Source organism: Virgibacillus sp. M23 (genome assembly GCF_034190895.1).
Lineage (GTDB): Bacteria > Bacillota > Bacilli > Bacillales > Amphibacillaceae > Virgibacillus > Virgibacillus salarius.
The window spans coordinates 1-18,344 of record NZ_JAWDHA010000034.1; the positions used below are offsets into that span (position 1 = coordinate 1).

General features: G+C 36.4%; 19 protein-coding genes. 5 read left to right on the forward strand and 14 right to left on the reverse strand.

The window, feature by feature from the left end; genetic code table 11:
• Positions 1-307 precede the first annotated feature (307 nt).
• The gene (locus tag RVS70_RS13435) at positions 308-541 is read right to left on the reverse strand and encodes an IDEAL domain-containing protein (RefSeq protein WP_026680561.1); all 234 of its coding nucleotides are present in this window, start codon (positions 539-541) and stop codon (positions 308-310) included.
• A gap of 242 nt (positions 542-783) precedes the next feature.
• Between RVS70_RS13435 and RVS70_RS13440 the strand changes: the two genes are divergently transcribed.
• Positions 784-1,653, forward strand: a complete 870-nt coding sequence (locus RVS70_RS13440) for a cation diffusion facilitator family transporter (protein WP_026680560.1) — start codon at positions 784-786, stop codon at positions 1,651-1,653.
• 177 nt (positions 1,654-1,830) lie between these two features.
• Here RVS70_RS13440 and RVS70_RS13445 read toward each other — a convergent pair whose 3' ends face one another.
• Positions 1,831-2,121: an AzlD domain-containing protein gene (locus RVS70_RS13445; protein ID WP_026680559.1), complete on the reverse strand. Its 291-nt coding sequence runs from the start codon at positions 2,119-2,121 to the stop codon at positions 1,831-1,833.
• Positions 2,118-2,843: an AzlC family ABC transporter permease gene (locus RVS70_RS13450; protein WP_205389753.1), complete on the reverse strand. Its 726-nt coding sequence runs from the start codon at positions 2,841-2,843 to the stop codon at positions 2,118-2,120. Before RVS70_RS13450 ends, RVS70_RS13445 begins: the two co-directional genes overlap by 4 nt.
• Positions 2,844-3,419: 576 nt before the next feature.
• Here RVS70_RS13450 and nhaC point away from each other — a divergent pair.
• Positions 3,420-4,796 (forward strand): Na+/H+ antiporter NhaC, encoded by a 1,377-nt coding sequence (nhaC, locus tag RVS70_RS13455; RefSeq protein WP_121604845.1) that lies wholly within the window; start codon positions 3,420-3,422, stop codon positions 4,794-4,796.
• A 445-nt stretch (positions 4,797-5,241) separates the two neighbouring features.
• Here nhaC and map read toward each other — a convergent pair whose 3' ends face one another.
• A complete protein-coding gene (map, locus tag RVS70_RS13460) occupies positions 5,242-5,994 on the reverse strand; it encodes a type I methionyl aminopeptidase (protein WP_121604844.1) in 753 nt (250 codons plus the stop codon).
• Between the two features lie 138 nt (positions 5,995-6,132).
• Here map and RVS70_RS13465 point away from each other — a divergent pair, with 138 nt between their 5' ends.
• The gene (locus RVS70_RS13465; RefSeq protein WP_026680554.1) at positions 6,133-6,858 is read left to right on the forward strand and encodes an ABC transporter ATP-binding protein; all 726 of its coding nucleotides are present in this window, start codon (positions 6,133-6,135) and stop codon (positions 6,856-6,858) included.
• Positions 6,851-8,488 (forward strand): putative ABC transporter permease subunit, encoded by a 1,638-nt coding sequence (locus RVS70_RS13470; protein WP_162986390.1) that lies wholly within the window; start codon positions 6,851-6,853, stop codon positions 8,486-8,488. Before RVS70_RS13465 ends, RVS70_RS13470 begins: the two co-directional genes overlap by 8 nt.
• A gap of 160 nt (positions 8,489-8,648) precedes the next feature.
• Here the strand turns inward: RVS70_RS13470 and RVS70_RS13475 are convergent, their stop codons facing one another.
• The 8 genes from RVS70_RS13475 to RVS70_RS13510 form a co-directional block, all read right to left on the reverse strand.
• Positions 8,649-8,783, reverse strand: a complete 135-nt coding sequence (locus RVS70_RS13475) for a YjcZ family sporulation protein (protein WP_080668644.1) — start codon at positions 8,781-8,783, stop codon at positions 8,649-8,651.
• A gap of 88 nt (positions 8,784-8,871) precedes the next feature.
• Complete coding sequence (locus RVS70_RS13480; RefSeq protein WP_121604842.1) at positions 8,872-9,630, reverse strand: (S)-benzoin forming benzil reductase; 759 nt, start codon at positions 9,628-9,630, stop codon at positions 8,872-8,874.
• Positions 9,631-9,704: 74 nt separating this feature from the next.
• Positions 9,705-11,072 carry a dipeptidase gene (locus tag RVS70_RS13485; RefSeq protein ID WP_026680551.1) on the reverse strand — a complete coding sequence of 456 codons (1,368 nt, stop codon included), beginning with the start codon at positions 11,070-11,072 and terminating at the stop codon, positions 9,705-9,707.
• Between the two features lie 200 nt (positions 11,073-11,272).
• On the reverse strand, positions 11,273-12,406 hold the full coding sequence (locus RVS70_RS13490) for a bifunctional cystathionine gamma-lyase/homocysteine desulfhydrase (RefSeq protein WP_026679654.1): 1,134 nt from the start codon (positions 12,404-12,406) through the stop codon (positions 11,273-11,275).
• A 61-nt stretch (positions 12,407-12,467) separates the two neighbouring features.
• Complete coding sequence (locus RVS70_RS13495; RefSeq protein WP_121604841.1) at positions 12,468-13,388, reverse strand: PLP-dependent cysteine synthase family protein; 921 nt, start codon at positions 13,386-13,388, stop codon at positions 12,468-12,470.
• 15 nt (positions 13,389-13,403) lie between these two features.
• The gene (locus RVS70_RS13500) at positions 13,404-13,865 is read right to left on the reverse strand and encodes an S-ribosylhomocysteine lyase (RefSeq protein WP_121604840.1); all 462 of its coding nucleotides are present in this window, start codon (positions 13,863-13,865) and stop codon (positions 13,404-13,406) included.
• 13 nt (positions 13,866-13,878) lie between these two features.
• Complete coding sequence (locus RVS70_RS13505) at positions 13,879-14,517, reverse strand: class I SAM-dependent DNA methyltransferase (RefSeq protein ID WP_121604839.1); 639 nt, start codon at positions 14,515-14,517, stop codon at positions 13,879-13,881.
• Positions 14,518-14,654: 137 nt separating this feature from the next.
• Positions 14,655-15,242 (reverse strand): YhcN/YlaJ family sporulation lipoprotein, encoded by a 588-nt coding sequence (locus tag RVS70_RS13510; protein ID WP_026679650.1) that lies wholly within the window; start codon positions 15,240-15,242, stop codon positions 14,655-14,657.
• A gap of 161 nt (positions 15,243-15,403) precedes the next feature.
• Here RVS70_RS13510 and RVS70_RS13515 point away from each other — a divergent pair, with 161 nt between their 5' ends.
• Positions 15,404-15,640 (forward strand): YhdB family protein, encoded by a 237-nt coding sequence (locus RVS70_RS13515; protein ID WP_321133682.1) that lies wholly within the window; start codon positions 15,404-15,406, stop codon positions 15,638-15,640.
• Positions 15,641-15,764: 124 nt separating this feature from the next.
• Here the strand turns inward: RVS70_RS13515 and RVS70_RS13520 are convergent, their stop codons facing one another.
• Positions 15,765-16,973 carry an anti-sigma factor domain-containing protein gene (locus RVS70_RS13520; protein ID WP_321133684.1) on the reverse strand — a complete coding sequence of 403 codons (1,209 nt, stop codon included), beginning with the start codon at positions 16,971-16,973 and terminating at the stop codon, positions 15,765-15,767.
• The gene (sigI, locus tag RVS70_RS13525) at positions 16,970-17,698 is read right to left on the reverse strand and encodes an RNA polymerase sigma factor SigI (protein ID WP_034678168.1); all 729 of its coding nucleotides are present in this window, start codon (positions 17,696-17,698) and stop codon (positions 16,970-16,972) included. Before sigI ends, RVS70_RS13520 begins: the two co-directional genes overlap by 4 nt.
• Positions 17,699-18,344 lie beyond the last annotated feature (646 nt).

The window sequence follows — 18,344 nt, forward strand, 5'->3', positions numbered from 1 at the left end:
TTAGTTGAGGCCGTGCCCGCGGAAAGCGAAGTAATTAGTCGGAGCATTGCCAATATACATCTAACATTTCAAAATAACTACTTGGCTTAACGCAGTCATTGCACTGATTTTATACTTTCTTAACTTAGAACAAAAGCGCAAGCGCCCGATTAGAAACGTAGCGACTGGTGGATAAAGGAATCACGGTGGCCGGAGCTGGACGTAGCTCAACACGCCCATATTTATCCACATGGGTTAATTTTTAATTTCCTTGACTACAAAAAAATGCCTTACCATACGGCAAGGCAACGTATATTTTGTGAGATGGTTATTCCCAAATAAAGTGTCTATAATCTTCACTTAGCTTCAAAAATTGATCTCTGTTTCCCTCATCAATCGAATTATTAATATTGTCTTCCAACAATGCTTTATTATAATTAAAGCATAACTCATCTAAAAGCAGACGGGATGAAAAACGAAGCTCAAATGGTATTTCCCGCTTAGCTTGAATCTTTTCCCCACTATAACGGTAAAACTGATAAACTGTTTTCTGCTTTTTCATGGAACACTTCCCCCTTGTTCCTTTTTACTATTATCCTAAATTTTTTGAATAATTGCAATAGGTAATGTAAAGAAAAATTAAAATATTTATTTCCTATTTTTACCTCATGAAACTTACTTAACTCCATTCAATAACTATTGATAGACGCTTCAATGTTTCTCTAGACTCACCACATACAACTTTGATAGACTATTTAAAGTAAAAACAGCGGTCTTTAAATAGATGTATCGGAGGCTATAAGCATGAGTCATTCGGATAATTTAAAAAAAGCGGAGAAAGGTGCCTGGATTAGCATCTTTGCCTATATTATTTTAGCAATCGCTAAATTAATTATTGCTTATAAGGGTAATTCAGATGCATTACGTGCAGATGGGTTAAATAATTCTACAGATGTGATAGCCTCTATTGCAGTGCTAGTTGGTTTAAAAATCTCTCGTAAGCCACCTGATGAGGATCATCACTACGGTCACTTTCGTGCAGAGACGGTTGCTTCTTTATTTGCTGCATTCATTATGATGTTTGTAGGTTTGCAAGTCATTTTTGATACGTGTAAAAAAGTATGGATGGGCAATTACTCCCAACCAGATATGATTACTGCATGGACAGCATTAGGCGCTGCTTGCATTATGTTGCTTGTCTATCTGTATAATGTACGGCTCTCAAGAAAAATTGAAAGTAGCTCCCTCTATGCTGCCGCACAGGATAACCGTTCTGATGCACTTGTAAGTATTGGAGCGTTTATTGGTATCATTGGTGCACAGTTTGGGTTATTTTGGTTAGATCCATTAGCCGGATTAATTGTTGGATTAATCATTTGTAAAACAGCATGGGATATTTTTAAGGATTCCACCCATACATTAACAGATGGATTTGATGAGAAGCAGATTAAGAAGATTCGAACAAGCATCGAGAAAGACTCTGAGGTCAAGGAGCTTATTGAGGTAAAGGGACGTATCCATGGAAATCAAGCTTTCATCGATATTACCATTCTTGTAGATCCAACATTGAACGTAGAAGAAAGTCACGCTATCACAGAGCGATTGGAAAACCATCTTTATAAAAAACACAATATTACCCATGCTCATATTCATATAGAGCCTTATAAGAAATAAATAGACATACATTTCGAATAAGTTATCTATGAAATAAAGAGAAATTTCTACCCCTTACTAAGGAATAGGAACAAAGGCTAAAAACCATTATAACAAAGGTTAAGCCTTTGTGTACCTACATTCAAATTAGCTTAACAAACCAAAACTCTCTGCAAGTTATACCAAATCAACCATAGGTTAGGTTAAGACATAGACTGTAGCTATTGCTGCCATAACTACAAGAATGATGTTGACACCTAAAAAAGCCAATACTATAGCAACTAGACCTCCCAGTAATCCAATATGAGGCTGGTCTGGCCGAACGGTCATAATCCCGGGGAAAATGAGTGCACCTAATGCAGCATAAGGGATTGCATTTAACCACCTGTTCACCCAATCTCGAAATTGTAATTTGTCTACAATAAATGCTGGAATCATTCTTGGTAGCATCGTCACTAGTGACATACCGATAATGATAAGTAAAATCATGTCTCTTCCCCCCTCAGCAGTACTATTCCACTCATACCTCCTAAGATCGTTCCTAATACAATTGCCCAGCCTGTGCTCATACCTACTTGGACACATAATGCATGAATAAGCATAGCTATAATTGCAATACCTCCAACTTTTAGCTCCTTTTTAACCGATGGAATAAGTAAACCGATAAACATTGCGTATAGAGCGATTCCCATACTTTGACTTAATTTATCAGGAATGATTTCTCCAAGCATACCTCCTATGAAAGATCCAATAACCCATGATAAATAGGCGGCCAATATGATAACCGTATAAAACCAAGCTCCTTTTTCCATCTTTGCTTCCTTCGTATGTAATGAGGCGACAGCAAACGTTTCATCCGTTAATCCCATAGATAAAGGAAGTTTCCATTTTAAGTCAATGCCTCTTAACCGGTTCATAAAAGATAGACTCATTACAAAATGACGAAAATTCAAAACAAATGTAGCTATAATGATTTCAATAGTTCCTGTCCCAACTGCAATCATATTTGCTCCCATAAATTGACTTGCACCTGCAAATACCATCACACTCATCAATGTTAACTCAGATACCGACATACCTGATTGCTTAGCTAACACACCATAAGTAATCGCAATAGGTAAGTAACCAACCATAATAGGGAAGCCACATGCTAATCCTTTTTGTATCATTTGTATAGATGATGTATTATTTCTACTTGCTGCTTTTGCCATCAATTTTTCTACCCCCTAGTACAATTCCTGTTATTATATCTTATATTTTTAAAATTAAAAAGATTAGATCGTTGTTTTTTTATATTGACAAATCGAACTTTCCCCTTTATATTCAATATTAATCTTTTTAAAAATTCATAGGTGACTCAGAATGCGCAGTAAATGCCTTCTAAGCAGAAAAAAGAGACAGAGTGGTTGGTGAAAACTCTGGCAGGAAAAGCATTGAATTACACATTCATGAAATAGAGTCCATAACAATGAGAGGCTGAAACTTGTTATTTCAGCAATCAGGGTGGTAACGCGGAGTCAAGCTTCGTCCCTAGTACAGGGGACGGAGCTTTTTTTATTGTCTAGGAAACTATAAAATTTGAGCCTGTAGATAGATTTGGGCGTGTTGAGCCACGTCCGGCTCCAGCGCCCAGAAACGAGGCAACTTCACGAATCTCCCTAATCTAAGTCATCATCGACTCGCAAGCACATGTGATTCCTTTAACTCCGTTGAGTGCTTCAGTCGCTATATTTCTATTGGGGCGCTTGCGCTTTTATTTTATTTCAAACAAGAAGGAGGAATAGTTGATGTTTCCAATACAACCAAAGCATCATCCATTATTATCAGAGGCTATTATATTTTTCATTGTCATTATAGGTAATATCAGTTATTTCATTATTCGATTGGGAACAGTACCACATATTCCTATATTACTTGGTATCTTCCTATTAGTCGCATATGGAATAATTAAAAAAATACCTTTTCTAGAACTACAAAATGGGCTTATAGAGGGAGCAAGAACAGGAATGGGTGCCGTTTTTCTATTCTTCCTAATTGGTATCTTAATTAGCAGTTGGATGATTAGTGGTACAATACCTGTACTTATTAATACTGGATTTTCTTTTATTGGAGGTACGTGGTTTTACGCCATTGTCTTTGCAATTACAGCAATTATCGGTGTATCAATGGGAAGTTCATTAACAACTACAGCTACGATAGGTGTTGCATTTATCGGGATGGGAAGTGCTTTAGATGCATCGATGGCTATCACTGCTGGAGCCATCGTTTCAGGAGCGTTTTTTGGAGATAAAATGTCTCCACTTTCCGATACAACCAATTTAGCTTCCACAGTAGTAGGGGTTGATCTGTTTGATCATATTAAGCATATAAGCCTTACAACGATACCTGCTTTTGTTATTTCCTTTATTATTTTTGCTATTTTGTCACCTGAAGAGACGGTGTCGTTTCAAAATGGTGCTGCATATCAACAAGCATTACAATCAACTGGATTAATGGCATGGACATCTTGGTTACCATTAATTGCTCTCATCATTTGTACCTTATTAAAAGTACCTGCCTTTATTTCGATTGCAATAAGCAGTTTAGTAGCAACGGTATTCGCTCGTTTTATGAACGGCTTATCATGGAATGACATATGGTCTATCTGGTTTAATGGATATACAGCATCTACTAACTTTCAACCAGTAAATGACCTGCTTACAAAAGGCGGTGTCAATAGTATGCTTTTTACGATATCCCTTGTTATTCTAGCTCTTGGATTTGGGGGTCTACTATTTGTTACAGGTATTATTCCGACATTACTTACTGCCTTGCAACAAAAGCTAATAAAAATTCGTTCCATTATCATTTCAACCGCTGCTACTGCAATTGGTGTTAATGTACTAATTGGCGAGCAGTATCTATCGATCATGCTAACTGGTGAGACATTTAAAGGAATATATCATAAAGCTAACTTGCCTAATAAGGTTTTATCACGAACATTAGAAGATGCTGGAACTGTGATTAACCCACTAGTTCCATGGAGTGTTTGTGGCGTATTTATCGCTGACGTTCTAGGAGTTCCTGTATTAATGTATTTACCATTTGCTTTCTTCTGTTTATTAAGTCCAATTATAACGATGATTTTCAGTGGTAAATCATTCGAAAAAAAGAGGGTTTCATAACAGTTACTTGTAAATACCATAACTATTCCTTAGGTTAATAATTTCATATCTATACGAAAGGCTGTACTTAGAACCCTAAGTACAGCCTTCTAATTTATTTGTTTTACTACTTGCGTTTGCTGCTCACTCTTATATGTCAGGAACTTCAAACGTGTCCATCTATGGATCTGATTTTCATATGGTCACCATAGAAAATCACTAACCACTTCATTTATCTATAGGTACAGTATCTTCGCATACATTATTGGTGTATCTATCCTATAAAATAAAACTTCAATCCGAGGAGTGTTTTGTTTATCCTCCACTGATTGTTGGTAACTAGGATGTGCCTTAAAGGCCTTGAATTCAATCGGGCATTTACTAGCAGTTGATCCCCATTTATCCATATTGATTTCACTTTATTGCTGGAAATGAGGGTCTTACTGCGGGATAAAAATATAGCACCTTATTTGTCTTGATCTGTAAGCACTAATGGACCATCCTTCGTAATAACAATCGTATGTTCGTATTGTGCTGATCGACCTTCATCAATCGTTCTTGCTGTCCAATTATTACTGTCCATTTGACTATGCCAGCTACCTTCATTAATCATTGGTTCAATCGTAATTACCATACCCTCTTTTAATCTTAATCCTTTATTTGGTAAGCCAAAGTGGGGAATATGTGGGTCTTCATGAAGGGTTGGACCAATACCATGACCAGTAAAGTCGCGAACAACGGAGAAACCTTCGCCTTCTGCATATTGCTGAATAGCGTGGCCGATATCACCTATTCTGTTACCTGCTTGTGCTTGTTCAATACCTTTATCCATGGATTTCTTTGTAACATCCATCAATCGAAGCCCTTTTTCGTCGACATTTCCAACTGCATATGTCCACGCTGAATCAGCAAGACCACCATTTAAATTTACTACCATATCAATTGTTACTATGTCACCATCTTTTAATTTCTCTTCACGTGGGAATCCGTGGCAAATTTCATCGTTTATCGATGCACATATCGCGTAAGGATAACCATTAAACCCTTTTTGTTCAGGAGTCGCACCATGTTTTTTTAAAAATGACTCCGTGAAGTTATTAATTTCCATTGTTGTAATTCCGGGTTTGATTAATTTAGCAATTTCCTTATGACACTTAACAAGAATGTCTCCAGCTGCTTGCATTTTTTCAATTTCACGTTTACTTTTTCTTGTTATCATGAAATACTTCCTCTCTTCTTACAAAATCTCCATAAATTATATGTTAAAATAACCCTATCGTTCATGAATGAACATATCCAACATAAAGTGTACCATAGTTTATTCTATTCATAAAAGCAATTAGAAATGAGGGTAACAATGATAGAAATAACAAATGTTCAAAAAGGTTTTCCAGGAAATAGTCGAGCAATTGAGGATTTAAGTTTGACTATTCCAGATGGAAAAATTGTTGGTTTCCTTGGACCTAATGGTGCTGGAAAGTCAACTACAATTAAAATGATGACTGGAATTTTACCTATTGACAAAGGAAGTATCACTTTAAATGGGATACCAATTGATAAAAATTCCATCGAAGCGAAGAAAACTTTTGGCTATGTACCAGATCAGCCAGATATGTTTTTACGCTTAAAAGGAATTGAATATTTGAATTTTATCGGTGATATTTATAATGTCCCACAAACTATTCGTCAAGAGAGAATTGATACATTGACAAAACAATTTCAAATTCATACGTCACTTCAAGATTATATCCAAACATATTCACATGGAATGAGACAAAAAATAATCGTAACAGGTGTCTTACTGCATGATCCATCTATTTGGATATTGGATGAACCACTGACAGGACTCGACCCAAAATCGGCATATACATTAAAAGATATGATGCGTCAGCATGCGGATAAAGGTAACACTGTGTTTTTTTCAAGTCATGGTCTGGAAGTAGTGGAACAATTATGTGATATGGTTGCTATTATTAATAAAGGAAAACTCCTTTTCTACGGTGACATGAAGCAACTCCATGAAGAATACCAAACAGATCAGTCGTTAGAAGCTGTGTTCTTGGAGTTAACGAATGATGAATAAGACATGGCTTCTAGTAAAGATAATCTTAAAAATGCAATATTCAAAAGCAGGAGCAAACCATTCACAAATATGGCTGTTGGTTCCAATCATTCTTTTTTCTATCCCATTCTTATATTTATATATTACCATTACGAATGCTACCGTATCAGCATTATATCAGACACTACAATCAGTAGGTCAGGAATCGGTCATTTTAGGTCTCTTATTCATAGGTCTTCATACGATCCTATTTATCATGAGCTTAGTAACTATTCTAAATGCATTTTTCTTTGCAGAAGACATTAAGTCCTTTATTCCTTTTCCATTTCAGCCATACCAATTGATATTAGGAAAGTCTGCTAATCCGTTTATATATTTATACATTACTTCTGGCTTTCTGTTCATTCCTTGGTTTTATGCGTATGGAAATGTTAGTGAAGCACCTATACATTACTACCTTCAAGGGGTACCTATTTTCTTACTCGTGCCAATGGTTCCATTTACGCTTGCAGCCATCATCTTAATGGTAGCAATGCGATTTATAAACATTTCTAAAAACAAGGATCGCTCTAAAGTTATTACAGGGATACTTACATTGGCGTTTATAATCTTTATCAATGTGATTGTCCGTTTAAATACAGATTCTCAGGCAATGCTTCAACGTTTAACTTATTTGTTAAAGGAAAAAGACGGGCTACTTATTAAGATAACGAATTACTATCCACCTGCTTTTTTACAAACAAAAGCTTTAACAGATGCTAGTACATGGGAGGGATTTATCTACTTTCTCATGACAGTTGTTCTTGCAGTTGGTTGCTTTATGCTCTTTTTATGGATCGGTCAACGTTTTTATATAAAAGGGATGCTAGGATCTGGTGGAGTAGGAAGAAAGCTAACACTTCCCAAGAAAAAATCAGCAAAAAATGTAAAGAAGCAAGCTGTATGGCTATCCTATATTAAAACAGAATTACGAATCATATTTCGTACACCTACCTTTTTAATGCAATGCGTTATTCAGAGCTTATTTGGTCCAGTCTTTCTTCTCATTATATTTATTATGGACTCAGGAACACAAGGTCTTGCTACTCTCATGAACAATTTTTCAGAAAAACAGTCCATTCTAGTATTATTTCTGGCATCTGTTGTTCTAATTGGTTCTAATGCGACTGCGATTTCATCAGTATCAAGGGATGGAAAAAATTGGTTTGTTCAATTTTACTTTCCCCTTTCTATGAAACAGATATTACTTTATAAAATTTCAACTGCTTGGATCATCAACTTAATTACCATTACACTACTTTTAATTGTAGGTATAGGATTATTACAGTTACCCTTAACTTACAGTCTCATCTGGTTATTATTAATGCTGGTCGCTAACTGGTTTACAAGCATGTTAGGAACTTATTTGGATTTTATACAACCAAAATTAAATTGGACAGATGAACAAGAGGTTTTCAAATCTCGGTTAATCGGTTTAACAGCTATATGTATTACATTTGGTATTTTTGGCGCACTTGTGTTAATTTTATGGAACACATCAATTCTAAGCTTCATTCTTACAGTGTTTAGCTTATTATTAGGGCTAATCATTGCAATAATTACAATTGGAATACTTTTCCGTTTAAAGTTACGTCAAACCAATTCATTGTAGTAAAGTAAACAATCTACAAAGTGGATTTTGTTTATCCCCCACTGATGGTTAGTACCACAAGGATATGACCTAAAAGGCCCTGGAGCCAATTGGACATTTACTGCCAGTTATATGCGGGATAACATAAGTATCCGCCCGTTAAACGGGCGGATACTTATGTTTAGCAGCAGCCGTAACCACCGTAGCCGCCATAGCCACCACCATCTGTATAAGCAGTTCCAATTATAATCAATAATATGAACAATACGACTAATAGCGCAAATCCTCCGCCATATGCAGATCCGCCTTCACTCATTTCATTCGCCTCCTCTTTCACAAGATAATCCATTTTATGCGAAAAAGTGAAATATGGAAGGGGATTTAGGCGATATGGGCGTCTAACTTTAAAGAAAATCACCGATGTTATAAATCTTTCCATTTTCTATCTGATTTTTTTCCAAGATTAATTCCACCAGAATCGCTGCTACGTTCTTGGTACTTCTTAACTGGTTATTTTGTTTGAAGGCTACAAATCTTTCAATATCTGCAAATTCATCCTTCGAGCTCGAACGTATCGATTCTTGCATTTCTGTATCCATTATACCTGGACTAAAAGCAACTATTTTATTTTTACTACCTAGTTGTTCTTGCTCTAGAGCAACAGTTCGTGTATACATGTTTATGCTTGCCTTGGAACTACAATAAGCACTCCATCCATATGTTGGCCTTTCTGCAGCTCCTGATGTCACTGTCAGCCCAATCATGGGAATTCCATTATTGTTTGCATAATCTATAAGAGAATTGGTTAAAGCCATTGGTGCAATCGCATTTACATGGAAGTGGTAGGATAAGTTATTCGCAGCTATCTGGTTCGCTTGATTAACAGGCTGAACAACTGCTGCATTATTTACCAAATAAAGCTCCGTAATACTCCGATGAAGTAAATACTCCTTTAGCTGCGTATTCATCTGCTCCAGTTCATTTATGTTTCCAAGATCACCGTGTAGTTGCGTATAAGTGCTATGATTTTTTTGTGCTACGTTTACTAGAGCTTGAGATGGACTACGAGAAATACCAATAACATGAACCCCATGCTCTAAAAGTAGTCTTGCAATATCCTCACCTAATCCCCGTGATGTTCCCGTCACAATAGCATATTTCATGAATACTCCTCCCTTCCACCATTTCTAGCACATGAAGTGTAAGTAATTCATACGAAACTCCGCTTATACTATTTTTAATATCCCACTTCATTCCAGTAATACATAAGGGTTTCCATTCCTTTATCGAAGCTATCTATTGGAAAACTTTCATTCGGTGAATGAAGTCGATCATCTGGAGTTCCAAATCCTAACAATACAATTGGAAAATTATAGATATCCTCCAGCCATTCTACAACTGGAATTGAGCCTCCCATTCTTACATATATAGTCTCCTTACCGAATGCTTTTGTATAGGCAGTTGCTGCTTTTTTAATTAGCGGATGGTTCGGTTCAACTTTGTACGCCTTTGCAGAGAGCTTTTCTTTTGTTACTTCTACCGTCACTCCTGTTGGGGCCACTTTATTGATATGATCTTCAAGTAGATTCTGTATTCTAACAGGATCTTGTCCAGGTACTAAACGGCAGGTTATTTTCGCAACCGCTGTAGAAGGAATAATCGTTTTCGTACCCTCTCCTTGATATCCACCATAAATTCCATTTATTTCTAATGTTGGTCTTCCCATTGTATGTTCTTTTGCTGTATAACCTTTTTCAGAAATAGTCTGATCAACACCTGTTGCATTCGTATAATCTTCACCAGGAACCTTCTCAATAAGCTCTCTCTCTTCTGACGTTAATGGCTCCACATCATCATAAAAACCTTTCACGGTAACGACTTCTTTTTTATCCTTCATAGAAGAGAGGATATGACTCAAAGCCATAATTGGGTTACGTATGGCTCCGCCATACATTCCCGAGTGTAAATCATGATCAGGACCGGTAACTGTTATTTCAATCCCAGTAAACCCTTTTAATCCATATAGAATAGTTGGTTGGTTTTTAGCTACCATACCTGAATCAGATATTACGGCAAAATCTGCATTAAACTGTTCCTTCTTCTTATGAAGAACTTCATACAAACTCTCACTTCCAATTTCCTCTTCTCCTTCAATACAAACCTTTACATTTAAAGGTAGTTTACCTTCTGTTTTCATATATGCTTCAAATACTGCTAAATGCATAAACACTTGTCCTTTATCGTCGCTTGAACCACGTGCATATAATCTTTCATTCCGTACTTCAGGTTTAAAAGGATCACTATCCCACAATTCAAGGGGATCTGCAGGCTGTACATCATAGTGACCATAAAAAAGAACAGTTGGGGCATTTGGACCAGCTCCATTATATTCAGCGTAAACAAGTGGATGTCCAGCCGTTGCTTGTTTCTCAGCATTTTCAAAACCAATATCTTTTAGATATGTAACAATAAAGTCCGCTGCTTTTTCGATGTCATCTTTATGCGCACTATCTGTACTCACACTTGGAATAGCAAGAAAATCGGTTAGTTTAGCAAGTAGCCTTTCACGGTTATCTTTTAAATAATTCAAAGCCTGTTCACTCATATTTGTTCCTCCATTTGGTAATTTTCTTTATATTTATTTTAGCACATGGAGAGAAGCAACATCCATGAAACGCGAAAGTTTTTCAATAACGAGAAGAATAAAAAGCTCAACACGTCCATATTTATCCACATCGGCTAATTTTATAATTTACTAGACTACAAAAAAGGACGCTGTCCAAGAATGAACGGCATCCCTATGTTCTATTGTAATGCTTGCTCTATATCTTCCAATAAGTCATTAGCGTCTTCAATTCCTACAGAAAGACGAATTAAACCATCTGATATTCCCAACTCAAGTCTTCGCTCTCTAGGAATCGAGGCATGTGTCATTTGGGCTGGAACAGAAACTAAGCTTTCCACCGCACCAAGGCTTTCAGCTAATGTAAAGAACTTAATTCGTTCAATCACTTGCTCAGCCTTTTCCCTACTTCCTACATCAAAGGATATCATACCACCAAAACCACTCGCTTGTTTTTTAGCAATTGCATGACCTGGGTGATTCGGCAAACCCGGATAGTAGATAGCTACTACTTGAGAGTGGCCTTGCAAATAAGCAGCAAGTTTATTTGTATTTGCTTCAATCGCTTCCATACGTAGCGCCATTGTTTTGATACCTCGTAACAGTAACCAGGAATCCTGAGGTCCTAAAACAGCACCAACTGAATTTTGGATGTAATGCGTTCGCTTTGCTAATTCATCGGAATTTACAACGACCAAGCCTGCGACAACATCACTATGTCCCCCTATATATTTCGTAGCACTATGAATTACAATATCTGCACCAAGATCTAAAGGTAATTGCCAATAAGGTGTAGCAAAGGTATTATCAACAATTAATAAAAGATTGTATTTAGAAGCTATTTCAGCCATTTTCTTAAGGTCGGACACTTTTAATAATGGATTCGTCGGTGTTTCAATATACAATGCCTTTGTATTATCCTGAATAGCAGCCTCTACTAGCTCTGGATCGCTCGTATCAATAAATGTATGCTCTAAATGGAATCGATTCAACACATTTGTCATCACTCGATATGAACCACCATACACATCATCCGTCATTAATATGTGGTCTTCCGCTTGAAACAGCATCATTACTGAGGTTATTGCAGCCATTCCTGAGCCAAAAGCAAATCCAGACACACCATTCTCTAAGTCAGCAATTACGGTCTCTAACGCATGTCTAGTGGGATTTCCTGTGCGAGAATATTCGTAACCTCGATGCTTCCCAATCTCATCCTGCTGATAGGTACTCACCTGATAAATTGGAACGGACACCGCTCCAGTTCGTTCATCACCAGTGATCCCCCCATGAATCATTTTTGTCTTTTTTCGCATCGCTATTCTCCTTTACTCTATTCAATCATTCCCCAAGCTTCTGTATGAGGTAAATACATCATTATGATGAAGTATAAATTCCTTTACTTAAATAACGGTCACTTCCATCTGGAAATACGGTTACGATGGTAGAACCTGGTGTCGCCCGTTGTGCCTCCTGAATTGCTGCAAACATTACAGATCCAGATGAACTCCCCACGAGTAATCCCTCCTTTTTAGCTAATTTTGCTACATATTCAAAGGCATGATCATCTGATACGGTATATATTTCGTCAATTAACGTTTTATCCATATAATTTGGAAAGAATTCCATACCAATTCCCTCCGTTCGATGAGATCCAGTCTTCCCCCCAGCAATTATCGATCCTTCTGGTTCAACAATTACTGCTCTTACATTTGGATTCTTCTCTTTAAAATATTTTGAAGAGCCAATAAACGTTCCCGCTGAACCTGCTCCAGCGATAAATGTATCCATATTACCATCTAAATCATTCCAGATTTCCGGTGCTAAAGTTTGATAATAAGTGATCGGGTTAGCAGGATTAGAAAATTGCTGTGGTGAAAAACTATTCGGTATTTCCTTCAACAACGCTCGTGATTTAGCAATAGCACCTTTCATGCCTAGCTCCCTAGGAGTAGTAATAACTGTTGCACCGAGCGCTTGCATAATCGTCTGCTTTTCTTGGCTAAAGTGTTCTGGAACACATAATATTACTGAAAAACCATGTGATATAGCAGCAATCGCTAATCCAATTCCTGTATTACCCGCAGTAGGTTCAATAATGGTATCACCTGGATTCAGAAGCCTTTTGTTCATGGCCTCTTTAATTAATATCTGTCCTAATCGATCCTTTACACTTCCACCTGGATTAAAAAATTCTAACTTTGCAAATAAACGGACCCCACTTGGTAGTGAGAACTGCGTAATTTCAAGTAACGGCGTATTGCCAATTAAGCCTTGAATTGAACGATAAACTGCCATTCATCTCTCCTGCCTTTAAAAAACTTGATGCCACTCATCTCGATGTTCTAACATCTCCTTAGCAATTTCTTTTGCGCCCTCTAAGCTGTGATTCGCCGCCCACCCACATTGTACTTCATTACATGCCGGTACTTCATCAGCTTTTAAGACATCTTGCAATGTTTTCTCAATGGTGTCTAACACCTCATCGTAATTATCGTGGTTCATAATTGCTAAATAAAATCCAGTTTGACAGCCCATCGGACCGATATCAAGAACATTATCCATATGGTTTCGTATATTTTCTGCCATTAAGTGTTCAATGGAGTGTAAACCATCCATTTCCATATGTGCTTTGTTAGGTTGTTTAAATCGAATATCGTATTTATACACTTTATCCCCATTTGTGCCTTCTGTCACTCCTACTAATCGCACATAGGGTGCTTTTACTTTTGTATGATCTAAATTAAAGCTTTCTACATTCATTTTTTTAGTCATGATACCCGCTCCTTTAATTCTTTTTTGCTAAGAGTAACCAAACGAAATCATTCATTTGATGAAATGCTATATTAAAATTATACAGGGTGAATATATTTTTTAAAACTGTTATCGTCGGGTAATACTCACGTTGTAAGTCATCTGCTAAGTCCAGATACCCTTGTCGTTTTGCTTGCTCAATCATCAGTTCCTTCGCTTGATCAGATTGAAATATCGTGTCCCCAAATACAATCCTCCCATCCTTCGGTAGCATTTGTGAAAAGTTAGAAATTGCTACTTCCTTTTCCTTGTCTGTTAGATGATGAAAGGCGTAAGTACTGACAATCGTATTTATACTTTCAGAAATGGCTGGAAAACTTAGAAAATCCCCATCAAGAATTTCTACATCTCCAAGTTTTTCTTTTGCAATTTCTCGCATTGCCAAGGATGGTTCCACCCCAATAAACGAATGTCCTGCCTCTATTAGCTTTTTGGATAAATTACCAGTTCCAACTCCAAATTCAAGAACATTCCCTTCTGAATGTTCAACAACTTCATCTAAAATTTTATCGTAATTGGAAAAAACTGCAGCATATTGCTGATCTACACCAGCTACGCTTAAATCATAGGTGTTTGCCCAATCATCAAATATCGATAAGAACTCTCTTCCCATTTATATTCAACTCCAACCGAGGAATAATTCATAGTAAAACACTATGTATAGTATGAATATATGTAATAGTATACATGATGTGACATATTTTTAAAAGAAAAACGAGTGACTCCTTAAAGAATCACTCGTTTAATGAATTATTGATTTTCTGGAAATAACCTTTCAATCATGTTTCCAAATTGGTCAAAGAACCCTTCTATTGGTTCACCATTATCAACATCATCTGCATAATTTTGTGTTAGGTTAAGAAAATCAGGATTCGTAGAGACATATACATTGTCAATATCTCCGTCAACCGATTGTACAATTTTCTTGATTTTGGACTTTACTTCATCCGTAACTTCATTGCCATTATCTTCATTATTATTTGTGTTGGTATTTTCCATATTTGGGTTATCATTAGCATCTAGTCCTGCAGCTACATAAGCATTATTATCCGTCGTTACGACATATGCGCGATCAATTTCGGCAATTTCATCTGTTATTTTATCAGCAGCCTCTTTTGAGATATCATAACGGTCATTGTTATTCGTTTCTTGATCACGTTCTGAGGTTCTTCTCATCTCATAATCACGTTCACCAGCCATGCCATCACCAGCATTATTATATCTAGTCTGCTCTACATTATCCTCAGCTGCATCTTGATTATTATTATCATCCGTATTTGCACAACCCATCAACACAATACTAAGTACTGCAAAAAGAGTGAAAAACTTTGATTTCATTTAAATACCCTCCTTTGTTTTGTTCTTAGTATGAATCGACGAAGATTTATTATACTTTTTTTTACTACCTTTATCTGGCAGACACACCATTTTTGTTTCAGACAATATATATATTATGCGGGGACACTATGACTAACCCTTACAATTTAAGGAGGGGTAAAATGGACATTCCTGATTACGATAAAGCGTTGTACTACACACTTTGGGGACAATGGGATGATTTACTCGTACTAATGGTACGTACAAAGGATGATTTACTTTCAAAAAAAATTCAGCGATTTCTACATGCTTACCATTATTCAATAGAGGAACGTAAAATTATGAATTCCCATGATAACCTGCTTTATTATTTAGACCATGCCATGAAGCATGAGCCATCCATTGCCATGGAACTATAATTTTGTTTCAAAGTGATTACTATGTTAAGCGCGCATAAAAAGAGCTGTCAAATATTTCATGTATCTCATACGTGCATGATATGTGACAGCTCTCTTTTTTTATTTTTCGAACCAATGCTCCTATTTAATCGTCACCATAACGCTCTTCTCTATCTTGATGTTTTTCATTTTTATGATAATGCTGACCGCTTCTACCCCTTTCTTCATAATCCTCTTCTTTGTAGTCGTTTTCATCTTCATCCTTATCCCGGTGATGATGCCATTCATCATCATCCCAATTACGGTGATTATTCTGATGCTTATCCCTAGGATCATTGTTATTTTTTCGTTGTTTGGACTTGTTTTTTTGTTTATTCTGGTTATGTTTTTTTGGATCCTTCTTATCTTTTTTTTCGTACTTCATTCTTTTTTTGTCTTTGTTATGATTAGCATTATTTTTCTCAACAGATGTTTTCTTTTTTTCGTGTTGTTCAGGGACAGCTCTCTGTTTACTAATATCAGGTGTTATTGGTGCCTGTTCCTTAGAAGTGTTGTTAATTTTAGATGAATTCGTTTCCCCTGAATCTTCAGTAGTGGACTCTGAATGATCGTTTTCCTTTGAATTATAAAATGAATTAATTATAGCTTTATCTTGATCATTCATCATTTTTTCTGAATTAGACGTATCGACCACTTCATCTTTATCTTGGATAGCTTGAGCCATTATTTCATTCATGGATTTATTGGTTTTCTCCGCTTCTTCTCTAATTTTTTCTGGTACGAAAAAGGTTGCAATTTTCCAATCGGAATCACCTTCAGGGAAATAGCCGTCTAAACTGTCCAAAATAGATGTATCTGGATCCTTTAGGCTTACACCTACCAACATATTCTTTTGATTATTTATTAAACCTGTTTCCTCACTTTTATCCATAATCATATGTATAACTTCATCGAGGTTTTTATTTTCATAATTAGTTAATTTATCTAATATTAGTTCAGCATCATCATTAACTGGTCTTATTGATTGAACCAGCATATTTTCAGTTACCTCTAGCTCTATACTAGGGTTAATATCAATACTTACATAAGCATATGTTTTACTCTTCTCCATAACAAAATAAAAAGGTAGCACAAATAAAAGCATGACACTTACTAGAGCAAGCAAACGAAGCGAAGCATTCATTTTATTCCCACCAAAAGAGAACAGTAATCCCTTTTTCGCCTTCATTGGTTTAAATGACACTTCGGTACCTAATTCAGCATTTTTTACCGGTACTGCTTTATAGAAAGCCCCTTCTTCTGTTAATACAATCATATACTTGCGATGCTGTTCCATGATGATCCCTTTTTTCACTGACCCACCCCCTTCAAATAATCTTTAAGGTATAGATAGTCCTCCGTAAGTACAATAAATATAGCTAGAATGTATTTTCTATTACGTTCTAACGTCTTTTTACTGACATCTACTTTTTTAACTAAATCCTTAATTGGCAGCTTCCGTTTGGCTAATACATACTCCTTCATTTGTTGATCCTCATACAAGATTCTTGCGGTACGAATCGCTGACTCACGCGCATCTCTATGCTTAGGAGATACTTCTGTTAATTCAGCTAAGCTCATCTTGTACAGTTTTAATTTTTCTTTAAAATCCATTATTTCTTGTTTCCGATACCACGCATCCTGTTCTAATTGATACATTTCTTTAACAGCCAATATTTCTGTTGGATTCTCCATTTGTTCAGCATCATAGGTTTCATCTAAAGATACTGCAACTGGACGTTTTTGTGTATAACGAATATAGTCTATTACCTTTCGCTTGATAACTAATTTTGCAAAAGATAAAAACGAGCTCCCCCTTTCCGGAACATACGATTGTATCGCTTCATTGAAAGCGGAAAGACCAATACTAAATTCATCATCTTTTTTTGGATCAATATACCGTTTACATACCTCAGACACACACTTCGCAATGAAGGGTTGATATGTTTTTAAAAGATAATTTTGTACGTTTTGATCTCCTTGCTGGGCACATATAATCATTTCTTCTAGGGGAGTATCCTTTAATGACTTGCTCATCATCAAACTGAAGCCCCCCCAGCCATTATAGTTTTCGTTCTTTTCAAATCGTTTTTGGGCGTAGGCCTTTTATATTTACGTTTCATTCCATATTCATCATTTATATATATATTATTCACGATGTATTCACCATCTTTATTCAGAGTATCAAAAAAGTCTTTCACTATTTTTCAGATTGTTTCATAGCAGTAGTTGACTGCTTTTTCCATACGTTACGCTATTGTTTATATTTACAAAAGCGGGGCGAGTCCCAAAACCATCAGTTATGTATTAAATATACGTGTATGATTCTCATAGCACGAGTTATTATATCTTAACGTAAGGTTTTACAAGTGGCTAGGACAAAACCGTTACATTTTGTTTAAAATAAAATTACTAGCCTATCTCTATTATGTAACATTTTGTTCACATTGTCTTTAATCAATTTTTACCTATGACTTTCTGCTCATATTCAATTTGATTTTTCTTAGAACAAAAGCGGAAGCGCACGAATAGAAACGTAATCACTGGAGCAAGTCAACGCAGATAAAGCAATCACGGTGTGCTTACGAATCGATGATGGCTTAGATTAGGATAATTCGTGAAGTCACCTAGCTTCTGGGAGCTGGAGCTGGACGCAGCTCAACACGCCCAAGTTTGTCCACATGGG